Origin of the sequence: Simiduia agarivorans SA1 = DSM 21679, from assembly GCF_000305785.2 — a bacterium.
In the GTDB taxonomy this organism is placed as follows: Bacteria; Pseudomonadota; Gammaproteobacteria; order Pseudomonadales; family Cellvibrionaceae; genus Simiduia; species Simiduia agarivorans.
The window spans coordinates 2,850,174-2,868,292 of record NC_018868.3; the positions used below are offsets into that span (position 1 = coordinate 2,850,174).

General features: G+C 50.4%; 21 protein-coding genes and 1 pseudogene. 16 read left to right on the forward strand and 6 right to left on the reverse strand.

Annotated features, from left to right (window positions below):
- Positions 1 to 58: 58 nt before the first annotated feature.
- Positions 59 to 442, forward strand: coding sequence for a VOC family protein (locus M5M_RS12725; RefSeq protein WP_015047919.1), 384 nt, complete (start codon positions 59 to 61; stop codon positions 440 to 442).
- Here the strand turns inward: M5M_RS12725 and M5M_RS12730 are convergent.
- The gene (locus M5M_RS12730) at positions 423 to 1,088 is read right to left on the reverse strand and encodes an SOS response-associated peptidase family protein (RefSeq protein ID WP_016389444.1); all 666 of its coding nucleotides are present in this window, start codon (positions 1,086 to 1,088) and stop codon (positions 423 to 425) included. The genes M5M_RS12725 and M5M_RS12730 overlap by 20 nt on opposite strands.
- A gap of 93 nt (positions 1,089 to 1,181) precedes the next feature.
- On the opposite strand from M5M_RS12730, the gene M5M_RS12735 reads away from it, so the two are divergent.
- The 10 genes from M5M_RS12735 to M5M_RS19940 all read left to right on the forward strand — a co-directional run bounded on the left by M5M_RS12735 (position 1,182) and on the right by M5M_RS19940 (position 8,876).
- Positions 1,182 to 2,843, forward strand: a complete 1,662-nt coding sequence (locus M5M_RS12735; RefSeq protein ID WP_015047922.1) for a glycoside hydrolase family 9 protein — start codon at positions 1,182 to 1,184, stop codon at positions 2,841 to 2,843.
- 655 nt (positions 2,844 to 3,498) lie between these two features.
- The gene (locus tag M5M_RS20195) at positions 3,499 to 3,816 is read left to right on the forward strand and encodes a hypothetical protein (RefSeq protein ID WP_144062445.1); all 318 of its coding nucleotides are present in this window, start codon (positions 3,499 to 3,501) and stop codon (positions 3,814 to 3,816) included.
- Between the two features lie 100 nt (positions 3,817 to 3,916).
- The gene (locus M5M_RS12740; protein WP_015047689.1) at positions 3,917 to 4,282 is read left to right on the forward strand and encodes a transposase; all 366 of its coding nucleotides are present in this window, start codon (positions 3,917 to 3,919) and stop codon (positions 4,280 to 4,282) included.
- Positions 4,279 to 5,106, forward strand: coding sequence for an IS3 family transposase (locus M5M_RS19930; RefSeq protein ID WP_244431091.1), 828 nt, complete (start codon positions 4,279 to 4,281; stop codon positions 5,104 to 5,106). Before M5M_RS12740 ends, M5M_RS19930 begins: the two co-directional genes overlap by 4 nt.
- Positions 5,107 to 5,608: 502 nt before the next feature.
- Positions 5,609 to 6,052 carry a DUF6756 family protein gene (locus M5M_RS12755; RefSeq protein WP_015047925.1) on the forward strand — a complete coding sequence of 148 codons (444 nt, stop codon included), beginning with the start codon at positions 5,609 to 5,611 and terminating at the stop codon, positions 6,050 to 6,052.
- 506 nt (positions 6,053 to 6,558) lie between these two features.
- Entirely contained in the window at positions 6,559 to 6,837 is a 279-nt protein-coding gene (locus M5M_RS19935) for a YrhB domain-containing protein (protein WP_081640177.1), read from the forward strand.
- Positions 6,838 to 6,934: 97 nt separating this feature from the next.
- On the forward strand, positions 6,935 to 7,279 hold the full coding sequence (locus M5M_RS12760) for a hypothetical protein (protein WP_015047926.1): 345 nt from the start codon (positions 6,935 to 6,937) through the stop codon (positions 7,277 to 7,279).
- 74 nt (positions 7,280 to 7,353) lie between these two features.
- A complete protein-coding gene (locus tag M5M_RS12765) occupies positions 7,354 to 7,692 on the forward strand; it encodes a DUF7674 family protein (RefSeq protein ID WP_015047927.1) in 339 nt (112 codons plus the stop codon).
- A 489-nt stretch (positions 7,693 to 8,181) separates the two neighbouring features.
- Positions 8,182 to 8,505, forward strand: a complete 324-nt coding sequence (locus tag M5M_RS20200) for a hypothetical protein (RefSeq protein WP_016389446.1) — start codon at positions 8,182 to 8,184, stop codon at positions 8,503 to 8,505.
- 92 nt (positions 8,506 to 8,597) lie between these two features.
- Positions 8,598 to 8,876, forward strand: a complete 279-nt coding sequence (locus M5M_RS19940) for a hypothetical protein (protein ID WP_081640178.1) — start codon at positions 8,598 to 8,600, stop codon at positions 8,874 to 8,876.
- A 63-nt stretch (positions 8,877 to 8,939) separates the two neighbouring features.
- On the opposite strand, the gene M5M_RS20810 is transcribed toward M5M_RS19940, so the two are convergent.
- The 3 genes and pseudogenes from M5M_RS20810 to M5M_RS20820 form a co-directional block, all read right to left on the reverse strand.
- The gene (locus tag M5M_RS20810) at positions 8,940 to 9,212 is read right to left on the reverse strand and encodes a transposase (protein ID WP_276324562.1); all 273 of its coding nucleotides are present in this window, start codon (positions 9,210 to 9,212) and stop codon (positions 8,940 to 8,942) included.
- A 33-nt stretch (positions 9,213 to 9,245) separates the two neighbouring features.
- Positions 9,246 to 9,644 (reverse strand): annotated as a pseudogene (locus M5M_RS20815) (IS110 family transposase); the annotation flags it as partial.
- Positions 9,645 to 9,659: 15 nt separating this feature from the next.
- Positions 9,660 to 9,896, reverse strand: coding sequence for a hypothetical protein (locus M5M_RS20820; RefSeq protein WP_024330530.1), 237 nt, complete (start codon positions 9,894 to 9,896; stop codon positions 9,660 to 9,662).
- Positions 9,897 to 10,192: 296 nt separating this feature from the next.
- Here M5M_RS20820 and M5M_RS19945 point away from each other — a divergent pair, with 296 nt between their 5' ends.
- From M5M_RS19945 to M5M_RS12790, 4 genes are all read left to right on the forward strand, one after another.
- A complete protein-coding gene (locus tag M5M_RS19945) occupies positions 10,193 to 10,504 on the forward strand; it encodes a hypothetical protein (protein WP_144062447.1) in 312 nt (103 codons plus the stop codon).
- 99 nt (positions 10,505 to 10,603) lie between these two features.
- Positions 10,604 to 11,188: a hypothetical protein gene (locus M5M_RS12780; RefSeq protein WP_015047930.1), complete on the forward strand. Its 585-nt coding sequence runs from the start codon at positions 10,604 to 10,606 to the stop codon at positions 11,186 to 11,188.
- Between the two features lie 130 nt (positions 11,189 to 11,318).
- Complete coding sequence (locus tag M5M_RS12785; RefSeq protein WP_015047931.1) at positions 11,319 to 12,029, forward strand: hypothetical protein; 711 nt, start codon at positions 11,319 to 11,321, stop codon at positions 12,027 to 12,029.
- A gap of 72 nt (positions 12,030 to 12,101) precedes the next feature.
- Positions 12,102 to 12,626, forward strand: a complete 525-nt coding sequence (locus tag M5M_RS12790; RefSeq protein WP_015047932.1) for a hypothetical protein — start codon at positions 12,102 to 12,104, stop codon at positions 12,624 to 12,626.
- A 94-nt stretch (positions 12,627 to 12,720) separates the two neighbouring features.
- Here M5M_RS12790 and rep read toward each other — a convergent pair whose 3' ends face one another.
- Both rep and M5M_RS12800 read right to left on the reverse strand, forming a co-directional pair.
- Positions 12,721 to 14,742: a DNA helicase Rep gene (gene rep, locus M5M_RS12795; protein ID WP_015047933.1), complete on the reverse strand. Its 2,022-nt coding sequence runs from the start codon at positions 14,740 to 14,742 to the stop codon at positions 12,721 to 12,723.
- A gap of 3 nt (positions 14,743 to 14,745) precedes the next feature.
- A complete protein-coding gene (locus M5M_RS12800; RefSeq protein WP_162141178.1) occupies positions 14,746 to 16,158 on the reverse strand; it encodes an ArnT family glycosyltransferase in 1,413 nt (470 codons plus the stop codon).
- Positions 16,159 to 16,404: 246 nt separating this feature from the next.
- Between M5M_RS12800 and M5M_RS12805 the strand changes: the two genes are divergently transcribed.
- Positions 16,405 to 18,117 carry a putative bifunctional diguanylate cyclase/phosphodiesterase gene (locus tag M5M_RS12805; protein ID WP_024330529.1) on the forward strand — a complete coding sequence of 571 codons (1,713 nt, stop codon included), beginning with the start codon at positions 16,405 to 16,407 and terminating at the stop codon, positions 18,115 to 18,117.
- Positions 18,118 to 18,119 lie beyond the last annotated feature (2 nt).

An 18,119-nucleotide genomic window follows, 5' to 3' on the forward strand; every position in this document is an offset into this window, starting at 1 on the left:
GTTGACCGCAGGCTTCGTGCTATAAACGGGGCTCAATACTTCGCATAGGGAGATGGACATGATTGGTTATGCCACCTTGGGCACTAACAACTTTGAGCAGGCCGTGGCCTTTTATGATGCGCTGTTAGCGCTCATGGGCGGCCAGCGGTTTCTGGAAAGCGACGCCATGGTCGCCTGGGTGAACGACCCGGCGCAGCCAGGCCTGTGTATCTGCAAACCCTATGATGGCAAGCCCGCCACAGTGGGTAACGGCACCATGCTGGCGCTGGCGGTAGACTCCAATGATCTCGTGGACCAGGTGTACGCCAAGGCCCTGGCGTTGGGTGCCACCGACGAAGGCGCACCGGGACCGCGCGCAATGCCGGGATTCTACGCGGGCTACTTCCGCGACCTGGATGGCAACAAGCTCAACGTTTTCCACCTCAGTCAGCCGGCAGGATAAACGCGGGCCCAGTGGGGTTTTTGGTGCTGGATTTATCCACCGGCCGGGCCGTGAGATCGCGCAGCAGCAGGGGCTTCAGTTTGGACTCAAACACCGAGGTATCCTGCTGTTGCGGGTCCAGCCACAGCGCCATTTGTTCGGGTTCGTGCTCATTGAAAATCAATGGCAGGGACTTGCGATGAATCTGCTCCAGTTTGGGGTGTCCGGCCAGGGTGATGATTGAGGCAGACGTGACCGTTTCGCCCGTATGCGCGTGTGTCCATTGCTTGTAAAGACCACCAAAACAAAAGGCTTCACCTTCAAACGCCAGTTGATGGGGGTGTTTGCCGTCCTGGCTTTCAATAAAACTGGAGGCGGGAATGAGGCACCGATGCAGGCGGAATTCGGCTTTTTTCGATAGTTGCTTCCAATTGGTATTAATCGACCAATAGTTTGGATGTGGTTTAAAACCGGTGGTAGAGGGTTGCAGATACAGATGCCAGATGGCATCGCGTACTACCAGGCCCTCAGCCTCCTGCACCAGAACACTGATGGGATTGCAGGGCGCACAATCGGCATTGAATCGCAGTTGGCTGCTATCAATCCCGAGCTCGCGCATCAGCCGTTGAACCGCCGGAGACTGAATCAGGTTAAATCGGCCGCACATGGATGAAATAAACCTCTCTTTTGGTCAAATTGACCACAAATCGCCTTTCTGTTTGAATCGCTTACAAACTATAACGTAACGGCCATTCCTTTTATGAAATTCTCCGCCTACAGCGTGTTTGTGTTCACTGCCTTGCTTATGGCCTGTCGCCCCGTGCCGCAATCCACACACAGCCATCTCTATCACAACCAGTTGGGTTACCGGATTGCGGGCAGCAAGGGTGTATTGGTTGAGACACCGATCCCGCGCAACTGGCAGTTAGTTGATGCCAGTGGCAATGGCGTTGCAGAGGGCGAGATTAAGCCGGTGTTTTGGCCGGAAGCGGGTACACAGGTGGCCTGGCTGGATTTTTCAACGGCGCAGCAAGCGGGTCACTACTCGCTCTCGGTCGAGGGTCTGGCACCAGTGCCGATTGTTATTCAGGAAAATCCCTGGCTCGCTGTGCACGATGCAGCAATGAAAAGTTTCTATCTCAACAGGGCTGGCCAGGCATTGGAGCGCCGTTACGCGGGCGACTATGCACGCGAAGCCGGGCATCGGGACACGGAGGTGCTTGTGCATTCAAGCGCTGCCTCAGACTCAAGGCCAGAGGGCACAAAAATCAGCGCGCCGGGCGGATGGTACGATGCCGGCGACTACAACAAATATGTGGTCAATGCCGGTATCAGCACCTACACACTGCTGCTGGCGCATCAGCAATACACGCAGTTTTATTCACAACGCCAATGGGCTATTCCCGAGTCGGGTGGCGCCCTGCCCGATATGCTCGCGGAAATAAAATACAACCTCGATTGGATGCTGGCTATGCAGGATGAGGATGGTGGCGTTTACCATAAACTCACCTCGCTGCGCTTCAACCCGATGGAAATGCCAGCACAGGATGATGATGCGCGTTACGTGGTGCATAAAAATACTGCCGCCACTTTGAATTTTGCAGCGGTGATGGCAATGGCGAGTCGGGAATTCAAGCCCTTCGACCCAACACTTAGCGAACACTACCTAAATGCAGCCCGCAACGCATGGCAGTGGTCTGTACAACACCCCGCCCTTCCCTACCAACAACCGGAGGATGTAGTCACTGGCGAGTATGGCGACCAACAGTTGGCCGATGAATGGTTCTGGGCTGGTGCGGAGCTTGCGATCAGTACGGGCGACAACAGCTATATACAACCACTGCCAGAATCCGCCGCAGCCATACCGGCCTGGTCTGATGTGGCAACACTGGGCCTGATCAGCCTGGCGAATCACAAACCTAACAGCGAGTGGTTTAACAGGCTGGATGCAATTGCCGCAACACTCTCTGCCCGCGAAAATACCGCGCCGGGTTTTACACTGTCTGCGCAGGAAAAAGATTTTGTCTGGGGCTCTAACGCCGTTGCGATGAACCAGGCCATGGTACTGATCATTGCCAGTAACCTTTCCGGCAACCAAAAATACCGCGATCTGGCCGAAAAAATGTTGCACTACGTGCTGGGCGCCAACCCTACCGGTTACAGTTTTGTTTCGGGCTTTGGCTCAAAACAGGCAAAGCACCTGCATCATCGCGCCAGTGAAGCCGATGGTATTGAAGTGCCTGTTCCCGGCATGCTGATTGGTGGCCCCAATCCGGATCAACAAGACAACTGCCCGGGCTATCCCAGTAATTTACCGGCCCTGAGTTATCTGGATCATGTGTGCTCATACAGCACAAACGAGACAGCCATCAACTGGACCGCTCCTTTGGTATTCGCGCTTGCCACATTCAGCCAGGATTAGTGAAGAAAGAACGGCAGTGTTCTTGGCTATATCAAAGTATGAGATTTATACAGTATAACGACGGATAGCCCGGATCTTTGGCTCGTTTTGCATTTTGAACTGGCACGTTTTCACACCGCTACAAAAATTAGAGTCTTTAAAATCAATGGCTTACGATTAAGGGGCCGTGGTTATGGGGGTGGCTCGAAAAGGTTTTATAGTGCGCGCACGCTTTCTTGGCGTATAGTTCAACCACAATGAAAAACGTTAGATAAATCAATAAATTACAGCCGTTGATTTGCGCGCCAAATGGCAAAGCGAGCTGGCTCAGTAATTAAATGTTATTGAGCCTTACTTAATTTAGGTCTTGGAAAGAAAGGATTATATTCAATTGCGTGCCATTTTTCGGCGCGCCGGCATTAGGGAATATGCTGGTATCAGTATCGTAGTTTCGTTCTCAGTGCCAATGCGTAGGCACAATGGCCGGGTCTCGCGGCACTCCGCATTGTGGTGTGCCACTAAGTAAATACAAGGTTGGGGCAAGTACGGTATTCTTGCCCCATTGGTGGCCATAAGGTGCTCAACTTACTCTGTAGGTTGGTCAAACCAACCGGCCAATAACAAGCAAAACCAACCGACGCGCAAAAAGCGCGCGCGGTTGTTTCGGGCGTTATGTGTGTTGAGTGCAGATGAATTGGAAACTGAAGTTTTAACGTTAAAGGTCGAAATAGGCCTGCACGAAAGCTGCATGCAGGGACGTCCTGGATATAGATCCGGTGTTCGGCCTAATCATTGGATGCCCGGAAAAGACTACACGTTTATGGGGCAAGTTGACTTCATAGGCCGAGATTTGCTTTCTCCGGGTGAGTGTTGCGAGGCGATTGTTAAATGTATTATTCCAGTTCAGGATTTAGGTTTATTTGAACCGGGCTTCATCTGGCAAATATGTGAAGCGAATAGAATCATGGGCTATGCCAAGGTTTTGTCATGTTAAAAGCACATAACAAACGCAACCAAAATGGCCTGGCGGCCGCGACTTAGACTTGCACCACTTTGACGGACAGTAAATTACTGTCAGTCAAAAGAGGTGTGTTATGGGAATAACAAAGAAGAAACACTACGACAGCTACACATTGGCCTTTAAGGTCAAAGCGGTCAGAGAAAGTAAAAAACGAGGCGTTAAGGCCATAGATGTGGCGAACGCGCTTGGTATTCATCCGGTTATGTTGTATAGATGGCGACAGGAGTATAAGGAAGGTCGCCTATCGGAGAACAAGCATATGAAGGTGCCGGAGCCCCCACCTAAAAAATCTCGCGAAGACAGCGACAAGCTTAAAGTGGCCGAGAGGCGCATTAAGGAGCTTGAGAAACGCTTGGCGGCTAAGGAAGAAGAGGTCGTCATTTTAAAAAAGGCAAAGCGGTTCTTCTTGGAACAGCGCAAGAAAGATATGCGTTCATAGAGGAGAACCGCGACGTTCATAAAGTCGTGACGATGTGTGAACACCTTGATGTTTCGACCAGTGGTTACTATGACTGGCGCGAGAGGAAGCCGAGTGAGCGAGCCCAGTACGACGCTATCCTGGTGAGCCAGATATGTCGCATGCATGTTGGCCACCAAAAAAACTATGGCGCGATACGGGTGCACCCTTACTTAAGGGCGCGCGATTACGCCTGTAGTCGGCGCCGGATCAATCGCTTGATGAAGGCACATGGCATACGCTCTATTTATCATGCTCAGCGTCCGCGTCGTTACAAAGGAGCAAATGCTCCAGTATCGGATAACATATTGGCTGCTCGACCAAAAGCTGCGCAAGTAGGCGAAAGCTGGGCTGGAGACATGACCTATCTGAAGACGGCGGAAGGGGAGCTGTATATGGCTGCGGTCTTGGATCTCTACAATCGCAAGGTCGTTGGCTGGGGCTTTTCCTCAGCCCATAATAGTGATCTGGTTGAGGGCGCACTACAGATGGCGCTGGCGATGGAGGAGCGGCTTCCAGGTTGCATCTTCCACAGCGACCAAGGCTCAGAATATCGATCGGATGAGTATCGCAGGCTGCTTCAAGATTCAGATATGGTGAGCAGCATGAGCAGGGCTGGAGTGCCTACAGACAATGCGTACGTAGAATCGTTCTTTAAAACGTTGAAAAATGAGCTGGTTCATCATTGGAAATTCAAAAGCAAGATAGAATGCGTTGCCCGAGTTGTTGATTACGTTGGGTTTTATAATAATAACCGCTTACACTCGGGTTTAGATTATGCAACACCAAATTCATATCAAGGGTGAATCAATAGGTGTCCGTGAAAGTGGTGCAAGTCCAACTCGCTACGCTCGCCGCTACGCTCGCCTTTGTCGCGGGCGTTATATTTTTTGAGGGAACCGTACGCAGATGGATGTTGCGAGTCTTATCTTAGTGCTTTTATGGCCGCTACTTCTGATAGGCTTCTTTAAAAGCAGAAAAAAGATATTCTTGGCTCAAAGCTATTTATCGATAGCGGTGGGCATTGCAGTTTCATTAATATATGCAATCACCGTATTTCGATCGTATTTAGAATGCATGAATGAAGATCCATATCAACAATGCGCAGCTCTTCCTCAAGCTCTAATAGAGTGGTATGGCGAGTGGAGTCTAATTATTAATGTAGTTGTACTTGGTGTATTTGTCGTTGCCCACAACAAAATACAAGTAGCAAAGAATGATAAACAAATATAACAAGGGTGGGCAGTTTGCGGCTGCCGCCGCGGGACTCGCTAACGCTCGCCCCTGCCACCGGCGTTAAGCATCAACATGAATACACTGCGCGATGAACTCAATGAAGTTATACGCTCCGAAAATATAGTGGGGCTTGAATTTCTTCGCATGAATGATTGGCAATGGATAATGGACAAACTGGCCGATAATTTTCTATCTCATGGCAAACAAAGCCTCGATAGAATCTGGCTTTGGGACTCCATCAAAGAACCGTATACGAGCTATCAACCAGATGATGGCATTGGAGAACTCAATTCACTCCTCAGCCAATCGGGCGCTTACTGGCTTATCGCATCAGATGAAGATGGTAAGTATTGGGTTCTTGAAGGCACGGGAAAGGCAATTGTTAGCGCATTGTCCGAAACAAGATATTTTGAGTACTACATTACTAACAAAGAAATATCATGGCTAATTTGTGAAAACCACCATGGTGTAATGGTTCTTAAAGGCTCCATTGAGTCCGAGCGAGAAAATGCTTAACAAGTCAATTAACTACGCGCCTACGGCGCCGGACAGCTTACACTACGCTTTGCTTCGTTCCAGCTGCCGGTTATTGAGGCGTTATGTGCCGAATTGAAAACGATTTTCTTTGAAGTGCCGAATATAGGCAAATACTGTATAAATAAACAGTATTATTATTAGAAGAAAAACTAAGGAGAAATTTGACGGGGGCTATACTGTTTTTACTTTCCCTTAAGAACATCGACTTGCAGTTGAATGGGTCTTGAGTCATTACAACAGACAAGGCGATGTTCTTAAGGTTAAGCAATTCCCCGCAAAGCTTCATTTATTTTCGTTTTCACTTCGGTTAACTTTGCCTGCATTAATTTCCACCATTTGAGGAAATGCTGGTGGCATATGTGAGGCAAGCACATAACAAGACACAACATTTGACCAGTAATAACCTGTCACCTTCGTTGCGTGGCAACAAAGGCGCCAGAACATTCCTGGCAAATGTGTTACATCGTTATGTGTAAGATCAAGCTATGGATAAGCCCGAAGCGATAAGGTTAGTAGAGAAAGAATTAGTAAAACTAAACCCCAGTGTAGATTGCGTAATTCAGCATGGTGAAACTATTGAAAAGCCTTGGGGATGGGTTTTCTTCTATCAAAGCAAAGCTTTCGTTAGTTCAGGAGACTTCCGAGATATGCTCTGTGGAAATGCTCCGCTAATTGTAAATCGGTCAAGTGGAGAAGTTGTTTTGACTGGTACGGCGCATGAAATAGAGCATTATATAAAAGAGTATGAAGAGCACAGAAAATAAAACACATAACAAGGGTGGCCAATTCGCGGCTATCGCCGCGGGACTCGCTTTCGCTCGCCCTTGCCACCGGCGTTATGCAATGGATAGGTTAAGATAGATGAATAACAAGTTGTGGCAATGTCCAATCAAAGTTGAGCGTGGTACTTACGAGGCTATGCCCGATACTTGGGCTGGGGCCGCAGTTAATTACTATGTTGGAGCTGCTACATACGAAGAAGCATTAACGAAGGCTGTAAAGGTAGTGCAGTCCTTAGGGATGATCTTTGTTGATCTTCTAGACGGAAAGGTAATGCAGCTAGATCCTGAAAACTGGTGGGAAGGCTATGTGATGGCAAATTACTCAGATTATTCAGATTATTTCCCGGCTCAGGATGAAGTGCTAAGGATTGTAAGAGAGGGATTAGTTTTTCATGGGCCATTTGCTGGTTGGGGGCGAGAATAGATGCATAACAAAGTGCTCAAGAGCCGACGCGCGAAAAGCGCGCGCGTCTTAGCACGGCGTTATACGGCTGTCTGATGGAAAGCATTGAAAAACTAAAGAACAGCTTAATCTCGTTATTCCCATCTTTTGCAGAAGAGCTGGTGGAGGACGAGCCGGGAGAATTCGAGTATCGCGAGGAGCTAAGTCTTCATCATATTTGGCGATGCTTTAGCTATACGGCGTCAAAGGAATTGGTTCAGGCTGAGGTGAAAGTAATTAAATCTCTCGCTGAATTAGTAAACAAAAGTGTGGCTGCTGGCGGTGTTGAAGAAAATGCAGTATCCACCTGTTTTCTAGAGCACGCATCCCAAATTGGTGTTAAAAAGGCGCTTAAGCCTCATCTGTCGCAGCTAGCTAGGCAGGAGCTAAGATGAGAAAATCGTATAACAAGGGCAGGCAAAGTGGGCCGCAAAAAACGCGGCCCGGACTCGCTATCGCTCGCCTTTGCTGCCGGCGTTATGTGTAAGCAATTGGGTATCAGCAGATGTCATTTGATGAATTCTTAATGAAGAACGGATGGACGAAAGAAGATACCTCATTTTCTTATCATAAAGATGGATTCCGACTAGTGTTTGATACAAGTTCTTGGCTAGAGGTAGAAACAATGTCGGGTCAGAGAATATTTGACGTTCCTGTACCAGAAGAGCGTTTATACAAATGGACTGTAAATTTAATTGGGCACCTTTGTGCAACACATACTACTAGATAATGAAAAGCAAATCTCAAAGATCACACATAACAATCAGCTCAACACGAAGCCCAACCTCCGCTTCACTACGCGGCTGGCCTTCGGCCATCTTAGCCGCTACGCTCCGCTGACGGTTGTGCTCGTGTTAGCTGGGCGTTATGAGTAAAGGAATCACGTGATAAAGATCACCTTTTTGATGTTTACTCTATTAAATGTTGCTGGCTGTGTAGGCACGATGTCTGGAGCATATGAGACATTTGCAGAGGATCTCGGAAGTTTAATTGGCAAAAGTTTCGAATCATCATATGTATACAATATTGGCTACCTCGCACAATTAAAACCGGATGAAATAAAGCCATTGACCAATGGCAACGAAATAAGGGTTTATGCAATTAATCCTCCAAGAATCCAAAAGTGTAAGGTACATATCGAGGTGGATATTAATAGCATTGTTGTCGGTGCAACTTCGGAGGGCCCAGAGTGTTGGCGTGCATATTAAGCATCAATACTCATAACAAAGTGCTGAAGAGCCGACGCGCGAAAAGCGCGCGCGTCTTAGCACGGCGTTATGAGTCCAATAAGCATTAGAGTATGAAACTAGGAAAAATATATAAGGGAGTATCCGTAGATGAGTTTCACGTAAAGCGCGAAGGTGGCTCGTTTACGGTAAGGTTTGAATTTAGCAGCTCAAATGAGAGTGTTAGAGCCACGCTTTTTGGGGTTCGTGATCCAGAAAACCTATGCGAGATTCTAAATGCAGATCGGCTATGGGTAGAAAAAGAAGAAAATAGCCAGGCTGGATTTGGAGTCTACACGTTAGGTGTATCCCATGAATATTTTACTGAAATAGTCTTCGATGCATTGTCGTAGTCAAACTCATAACAAGCGACTGTGGTCCCAAGTCAAGCCTACCGCAACGTTTTCTTTGCTGGGTTAGGCCGTCTTCCACGGCTGCCCATCACGCACCATGGCGTTCAAAATAGTAATCATTTTCCTCATGCAGGCCGTAAGCGCGACCTTCTTATGTTTTCCCTCGGCAACCAATCGGTTGAAGAACTTCTTCATCACCGGATTACATTGAATAGCGCTCATCATTGCCATGTAAAGCATAGTTCTAATGGGGGCTCGCCCACCTTTGATACGTCGCTTGCCTCTCATGGCACCACTATCGCGGTTGAACGGCGCTAAGCCGCACAAGGCACCCACCTGTCTGCAGCTCAATGAACCCAGTTCTGGTAGCTAGCCAAGTAGAGTATGAGCCACGCCAGACCCTATTCCAGGCACGCTTAGTAGAATGTCGTAAGTGGCTTGCCATTCTGTTACTTGCGCCACTTCCCTGGCTAACTGATCATTGACCCAATCAAGTTCTTTTTCTAACAACTTGATCAACCTCCGATGAGAGCGCTTCATGACTGCGGAGGCTTTGTGTTCGCGGTTCAACTCCTGAGTACGGGCCTCCATCAGCTGACGTTTTCGGGCAAGTAAGTCCCTGATATGCCGTATTTTTTTGCTGTTGATAGGCCGAATATCTGGTTTGATTGTGGCACCGAAAAGTGCGATAACTCTTGCGTCAATGCGATCCGTTTTGGCGAGGATTCCCTGGACCTTCGCGAACCGACGTACGTTGATGGGCTGAACAACTACAACTGGAAGTTAGGCCTCGGCAAGTATCTCGACTACCAGGCGCTCATATCCTCCGGTTGCTTCCACTACAATACGGGATACATTGAAGCGCTTTAGCGTCTTTCGAAGCTCTCTAATATCATCAACCGTGTTGTGCACCTGCCAATGCCTATCAAGTTCTAAAATATAAATATCTAAGAACGATTTTCCTACATCAATACCGATATTTCTTTGTTGCTTAATGCCAGCGCTGGTAGTTGTTTTCATGACTCACCCTTGCTACATTCGAGCTCGAGGCTCATTCGACTGTTCGAGTTAAAAGTAGGATCAGTGAGGCGCCCCTGCTTGTTAACGGGCTCGATGGTATCGGCGCCTTGCAGCCACCGGGCTACCTCACTGAATGTCTGTTGCTGCAGACATGAGCCTCACCTTATCGCTTTAATAACAGGAAATGAAATCGTGTTATTTCAACCATACAAACGCAGCCACACCGGCCTATCGGCCTCGACTCGCTACGCTCGCGTGTGCTGCGGGCGTTAAGCGGCTTCTACCAAGGAGATGATGTGCCAGTCGGAGAAATTGCGGGGGAGATTATTGGTGGAACCTTTAGATTTATTGTAAGAGTTTTAGCCGAAATTGTATTTGAAATATGTGTTAAAGGTCCTGGCTATTTGGCCTGTAGGCCGTTTTCGCGTAATGTAAATCCTGACAGCGCGCTAGTTGTTTTGGTTGGTTTTATTGGTTGGTCTTTTTTATTGTGTGCGTTCTATTTCGGTTATGAATTTGTTTCTATTCAAATTGAAATTGATCGATGCTTAGACTCGGGCGGCAGTTATAATTATGAAATTGGTCAGTGCATTCAGTCTGGCGCTTAACAAGTGGCTTTTGGTTGCCACACAAAAAACGTGCGGCGGGACGGCTACGCTGTCGCTCCGCCGCCCCAAAGCCAGGCGTTATATTCCGGAGAAAAAGCATTGAGCGAGTTCAAGTTTGAGCCAAAGCCAGAATCAGACTACCTTCCGTTAACTGCGCTGTGGAGTTCTGAGCTGGGTTTTTTAAAAAATATTAAATTTCTCATTCTAGAGGTTTTTTTTGGGGTTTCTATTACAGAGTTGCTGGCAGATACGAGCTCAGTCCAGCTCACAAAGGCAGGGCAAATATCTTCTTTAGAAATGTCGAAGTCTGACAATGGCTATATTGAGAAAATCAGTAAGTTCATTCCGCCATCTTTGATGACAAAGGTCATGGAGCGGCAGTTGTGTGAAATGTTGTATGAAAAATACTTCAAAACTTATCAGTTTCTCACGCACCCTGAAGAGAACCTGCTTCCTTCGGGTTCTGAGAGGCCAGAACAAAACCCAGAGTTCTCGGATCCTACGTTATATCGCTTAAATAAGTTAAAAACTACGCAGCTTTCAGCGTATAGGGGTAAGTTAAATTTCATATGGACCACTACAGAAACATTGGTAGCTACAGTCACCTGGATCTCCACTAATTCACTTGAGATAACATTGCTTCTCACGGGGCTTGTAGAGCTCGCGAAGAGGTTCAGAATATAACAATGCGCAGCAGAAGGACGTCTTACTTTATGCACTTTATGTGCAGTCGCTTCGCTTCATTTTTGCACATAAAGTGCACAAAGCAAGCCGCCCCTGTGCGCGGCGTTATGAGTATTAAGTGAGGAGAATCATGAGAATAATATACGTAGGAATTGCCTGTTTACTTCTTCAGGCGTGCGCCACTGTCGGATCCGTAGATCGGCCAGGGAGTTACTATCAGGAAGCCTCCGGCAGCTCCACTGATGGATTAGTCGAAGGCGCCATCTTTGGGGATGATGATAAGAAGATAAACGAGCTGCTAAATTATCAAGTTAAACTGCCCGAAAAGAATAGAATAGCAATTCTCAAGCTCAGTGCTGACAATTACTGGCGATTTTACTCAAACGACTTTACTCAATTGAATGATTTATTGGTTGAATCTCTAATTACTAAGCTCAGAGCATCAAGCCGGGTATATGACGCGTCATTCTTGCCCGCAATGCTGGTTTCTGAAAAGAGAACCGTCCCGGTCTTACGAGAGGCTGCCGCACGCTTCCAGGCTGATTTATTGCTGGCTTATAGAAGCTCCTGTCAGTCTTACCAAAAATATAGATTCATCGATCCTAATGAAAGTAAGTCATATTGCTCGGTCGAGGCGGTGTTGCTGGATATTCGTTCTGGAATAATAGTGAAATCTGTCGTGAGCACAGAGGATTTCACCACAAGGAAATCTGCTAACGATACAAATTTCAATGAAACAATCAAGAAGGTTGAGCTAGAGGCAGTGGCAAAGGCTCTCGGTAATGTAGCCAATGAAATAGTAGTTTTTATGAACAATGTACCAAGACTCAAAAACTCATAACAATTCAATCCAGCAAGTGCCCTTCGGGCAGGGGCGCGCTAAAGCGCGCCCCTGTTTGAGGCGTTAACACATATGAAGCATAAAAAATTTATACCTCTTCTCTTTGTGGTTTGTACTTTCGCTACAGCGCAAGAGGTATACGACATTCCTGTAGGCTCTTCACTTGAGTACTCGCACTCTGCTTATGGGGGGATGTGGGATTATTTTTCAGGTGACCACCTTATTTCTTCTAAATATACAATACAGGCGTCGTTTAACTCCTCTGACCAAAGTGGATTGATTGTTATTCTAACCCCTGATTCAGAAGAGATTAGCAAGCTACCAATTCCAGTTAAGATCAAGCCAATTCCTGCGAAGAAAATTTCGATCAATAATTCTGGCGAAATAGCCAAAAAACTAGCAACACAATCAGAGCTAGATAAGGTAATGGTATTACAAGAGGATCCCTATGTAATTGTAGGTGAGGGGCAGTTCTTGATTACCAGTTTTTCAACGGGCATTGAGTGTGACTATCGAGAATACAACGCAACGATTATTGCTGTTATTCAGACTCTTGATGTCGCGAAAGGTGTCGGGAAAAAAGTTAATATTTGTTAACAAACGCAACAAAACCGGCCTATCTGCCTCGACTCGCTTTGCTTGCGTTTTATAACTCCAAAAACTTAAGGCAGTCGGCGGATTGGCCGGGCCTTTATTTCTTCAACATGTCCAACAAGCTCCCCAGCATGGCGCTGCCCTGTGCGCGGTTGACTTCGGGGTTGTGCTGGCCAAGCCCTTCTGAAACTACGTCTTCTTCCGGTAGTTCGTCCAGAAAACGTGAATAGGAGGTTTCGATAATTTCGCCGTATTGTTTGCGCTTTGCGGCCCAGGTCATGGTCAGGGTTTTCTGAGCGCGGGTGATGCCCACGTAAGTGAGTCGGCGCTCTTCTTCGATGTTGTCTTCTTCGATGCTGGTGCGGTGGGGCAGCAGGTCTTCTTCCATGCCCACCATGAACACATGGGGGTATTCCAGACCTTTCGACGCGTGCAGTGTCATGAGTTGGACCTGGTCGCCGAGGTCTTCCTCTTCTTGCCGTTCGAGCATATCGCGCAGCATGAGCTTGGCGATGGCGTCTTCTACGGTGAGTTCGTCGTCATCTGCTTTTTGTAAAATGGCCTTGATGGAGTCCAACAGGTACCAGACGTTTTCCATGCGCCGCTCGGCCACTTTCGGTGCCGAGGCATTCTGGTGCAGCCAGCCTTCGTAATCGATATCTTCCACCAATTGCTTGAGTGCGCCTACCGGGTCATCGCCCCGGCAGTTCTCACCCATTTGCAGTACCCAGTGATGAAAGCGACGGATGCGTTCGAGGCTGGCTTCGGGCATGTGTTCGCCCAGCCCGATTTCACCACAGGCATTGAACATGGAGATGTGGCGCTCGTTGGCATAGTGGCCAATGGCTTCCAGGGTACTGGGTCCGATTTGCCGGCGCGGTGTGTTAATGATGCGCAGGAAGGCGTTGTCGTCATCGGGGTTGACGATCAGACGTAAATAGCTCATCACGTCTTTGATTTCGGCGCGGGCGAAAAAACTGGTGCCGCCAGAAATGGTGTAGGGAATCTGGTGGGCCTGCAGTTTAATTTCCAGCAGGCGTGCCTGGTGGTTGCCGCGATAGAGAATCGCAAAGTCGGAAAATTTCGCCTGTCGCTTTAATCGCTGCGACAAAATTTCCATGGCTACCCGTTCGGATTCGGCATCCTCATTAGCGCAGCGGATCACGCGAATGGGCTCGCCCAAACCCATTTCGGACCAGAGCGCTTTATCAAATTCGTGCGGGTTGTGGGCAATCAGGTGGTTGGCTACGCGCAGAATCCGGCTGGTGGAACGATAGTTTTGTTCCAGCTTGATCAGCGACAGGGAGGGAAAATCCTTTTTAAGCAGCGAAAGATTTTCGGGACGCGCGCCGCGCCAGGCGTAGATGGACTGATCGTCATCGCCCACCACGGTGAGCCCGCCGCGGTCGCCCACAATGAGTTTTACCAAAAGGTACTGGCTGGAGTTGGTGTCCTGATATTCGTCTACCAACAGATAGCGGATTTTGCGGCGCCATTTCTCCAGGACTTCCGGTTGCTCGGAAAAAAGCCGGACCGGGGTAAGGATCAGGTCGTCAAAGTCCACCGCATTGTAGGCGCGCAGGGCCTGGTTGTAGCGGCGGTAGATCTCGGCAATCTGAGCTTCGCCCGGGCTCGCAGCTTTACTGGCGGCCATGGCCGGAATCACCAGGTCGTTTTTCCAGTTGGAAATCTGGTTGGCAACCAGGTCCAGGTGATCGGAGTCGAGGTCGCCGTCTTTGAGCATCAGTTCTTTCAATAACGCGCGTGCGTCTTCTGCATCAAAAATGGAAAAACTGGCTTTCATGCCCAGCGCTTTGTGTTCGCGCCGGATGATATTGAGGCCCAGGTTGTGAAAGGTGGACACGGTAAGGCCGCGTGCGGCAGAGCCTTTTACCAGGCCCCCTACCCGCTCTTTCATTTCCCGCGAGGCCTTGTTGGTAAAGGTCACCGCGGCGATGTGGCGCGCGGGCATGCCGCACTCTTCAATCAGGTAAGCGATCTTGCGGGTGATTACGCTGGTTTTGCCTGAACCCGCACCGGCCAGCACCAGGCAGGGGCCGTCGATGTGCAACACCGCCTCTTTCTGGCGAGGGTTGAGTTTGGCGAGATGGGCCGACATGACTTACCACTGGCACCGGTAAAAATGATAAACGCGCGCAATGCCTTTATTGAGGTAGACAGGCAGACTGTCCACCCAGGTGCATTCGGCTGCCTCAGATTGAATCTCGGGTGCTTCGGTCCGTTTGCTGGGGCGCACTAAAAGGCCCCGATCGCCGGGCGCGAAATGACCGAACCATTGGCTGTATTGCGAGGTTTCGTGTTTCATGTCACGCACAACCACGGGCCGGCCGTACCAGGCCAGGGGCTCGGCGTGGTGCCAGTTCTGTACCGCCAGGGTCGGTTGTGGTTCGGTATCGGCAAGTTCTTGTCGCCATTCATTCAACAATTGATTCGCCCGCTCACTGGCCGGTGGCCATCCACTGATCTTACCCAGAGGGTGTTTGAAGTCTTTAAAGCTCAGCCAGGGTGCGGCGATGAGCAGCGCGAAAACGAGAGACAACAATATGCCCCAGGTGTAAACCGCGCGCCGCAACCAGAGCTTGTGCCAAAGGGTGCGCAATTGTAAGGCCATGAGTGGTGCGAGCAATAACCAGGCGCTGTAGGTCCAATGCTCAGAGCTGCGGCCTGCACCGGCCTGATAGGCGAACAACAGTAACAATGGCGCGGCCCAACACCAAAGGCGGGCCCTGGCGTGCTGGTGGCCGGGCTGTTGAACCGGTAAAAAAGCCAGTAATACCAGGGGCGAATAGGCGATCAATTGGTTCGCCAGTGCTTGCGCCATGTGCGGGAGAGACCACCCGTCTCCGCCCTGGTATTCCATCTGAAAGGTAAAGCTGATCCAGTCGTGCTGGTAGTTCCACCACAGCACGGGCAGGACGCACAGGCCGCCCACCACGGCCGCCAGCCACAGTTTGGGTTGTGCCAGCCAGCGCAGGTGCCGGTGCTGGTGCCACAACACCAAAGCCAGGGAAACCACCAGCGTGACCGCCGTGTACTTGGACAGCCCGGCCAACCCGATACACAGGCCCATCAGCAGCCAGTCGCGCCAGCGCTGTTGCTCCAGGATATTCAGGCAACACCAGAATGTAAGCAGGCTGAACAGCATCAACGGCAGGTCGGGTGCGGCCATAAAGCCGATGTGGGAGATGGGAATAAGCTGCACCACCCAGGCGGTGGTGCGGTCAATGCCGGGCTGATCCGGGAACAGCCTCAGCGCCAGTAACACAAGCAGGTATTGGGTGCCGAGGGTGATGCCGATGGGTATCAGGCGCTGTGCCATATCGGCATGGGAGACGAGTTGCACCAACCCTTGCAACCAGCCCATTAAAGGCGGGTGATCCACATAGGAGAGCTGCCAGTGCACACCGTAGAGGGCGTAATGGGCCTCAAACAGCGCCAGAGGCAAGCTCGCCGCCAGTATGAGGTGAACCAGGGCAAAGCCCAGCAGCACTTTGTGGGTTGTGGGGTGTATCACGGCACCTTCGGCTCCAGCAAAACACAGCATGCTATCAGTGTTACCCCACTACATCACCACCTGTACCCTGCCCTTATAGTAAAAAAGTATGAAATTCCATTTCGTTCCACTAATTCGTCATATCAGCCGAAAAAATTTCTCCCAGACCGCGTCTGTGGGTATAGTTGTGTCACAAGGCCTACATTTAACAACAATCTCGCCTTGCTTTGATTACGCAGGATGCAGCCTTCGGGCACGTTACAAAACATGGACACGCATATCAGACTATTACTCATCGACGATGAACAGGTGGAATACCTGTTGATTGGCAGTCTGTTGTCTGAGGTTTTCCACACCGCCTACGAAATCACCTGGCACGCCGACCTGAACGACGCGCTGCCGGAAATCCTGTCCGACAATTACGATGTCATCCTGCTGGATTACGAAGCTGATCGCGAAAATGCCAAAGCGCTGCTGATGGGAGCCCGAAACATGGGTGCGCGTGCGCCCATATTGGTAATGACCGATGAGATGGAGGCCGAGGTGGATCGCGAGGCCATCAGCCTCGGTGCAGCCGACTATCTGATCAAGGGCAAGATCGACGCCCAGTTGCTCGAGCGCACCATGCGCTACGCCATCGAGCGCAAGGCCGCAGAAATCAAATTGGCCGAGCTGGCGCACTACGATTCGCTCACGGGTGTGGCCAACCGCATTCTGTTTCGCGACCGGCTCAACCACGCGGTTGAGTTGGCGCGCCGGGGCGACCAGACATTTACCCTCATGTACCTGGATCTGGACGGCTTCAAACCAGTGAATGACTGTTATGGCCACGACGTGGGCGATGTACTGATCCGTCTGGCGGCCGGCCGGTTGCAGGAATGCGTGCGCCAGAGCGATACGGTTGCCCGGGTGGGGGGCGATGAATTCACCCTGCTGCTCGATAACATGCGCTCCACCTCCGATATGGCCCACCTGGCGGAAAAGGTGATAGGCGCGCTGACCACCCCGTTCGTGATCGACGGTATGGAAATCACCGTTGGCGCCAGCCTCGGCATCGCCCCTTATCGTAAAGAAGCCGATGCCGAAGGTCTGCAACGTCAGGCCGACATGGCCATGTACCGGGCCAAGCAGGCCAGTGGCAATCAATACTGTTTTTATGCCGAAAGCATGGATGCAGAGGCCCGTCGCGCCATGCAGGTAGAGCAGGAATTCCGGCGCGGCCTGGGGCGAAATGAAATCTGCGTTTATTACCAACCCCGTATCGATACCATCACTGGCGAAATCTGCGCTCTGGAAGCGCTGGTGCGCTGGCGCCATCCGGCCAAGGGCCTCTTGGCACCGGCCGACTTTCTGCAGGTGGCCGAGGCGACCGGGCTGGTGGTGGAAATGGGTTATCAGGTGATTGATCAGGTGTGTGCCGATTGCGCCAGGCTCACCGAAGCCGGCCTGCCGGATCTGGTTATGGCCATTAACCTGTCGCGCCGGCAAATGCGCGATGAGCACCTGGTGCAACGGGTGATGGATGCGTTGTCTGCTCATCACCTGCGGGGCAGTCAGTTGGAATTTGAATTGGCCGAAGCAGATGTCATGGGCGATGCGAGTCTGGCGACCGAGTCGCTTGGCACTCTGGCTATTACCGGAGCCAGTTTTGCGCTGGATGACTTTGGCTCCGGCATGTCCTCGCTGCCACTGCTGCAGGCGCTGCCCATCAACCGGCTGAAGATCGATCAGGCCCTGATTGCCGGCATTGCCGAAGACCGCAACCGCCATGGTTTGGTGATGGCGGTGGTGCAATTGGCACACAGCCTGAAGTTGTCCACGGTGGCCGAAGGTGTGGAGACGGCGGAGCAGCTCAAGCGCCTGCGCGAATTGGGTTGTGACGAGGCGCAGGGGTTTTTCCTGGGGTCGCCCCAGTCCATGGCCGACATTCTGGCCAGTCTTGGACGCACCAGCGGGCACCTGCCGTTGGGCGCATCCTGAGT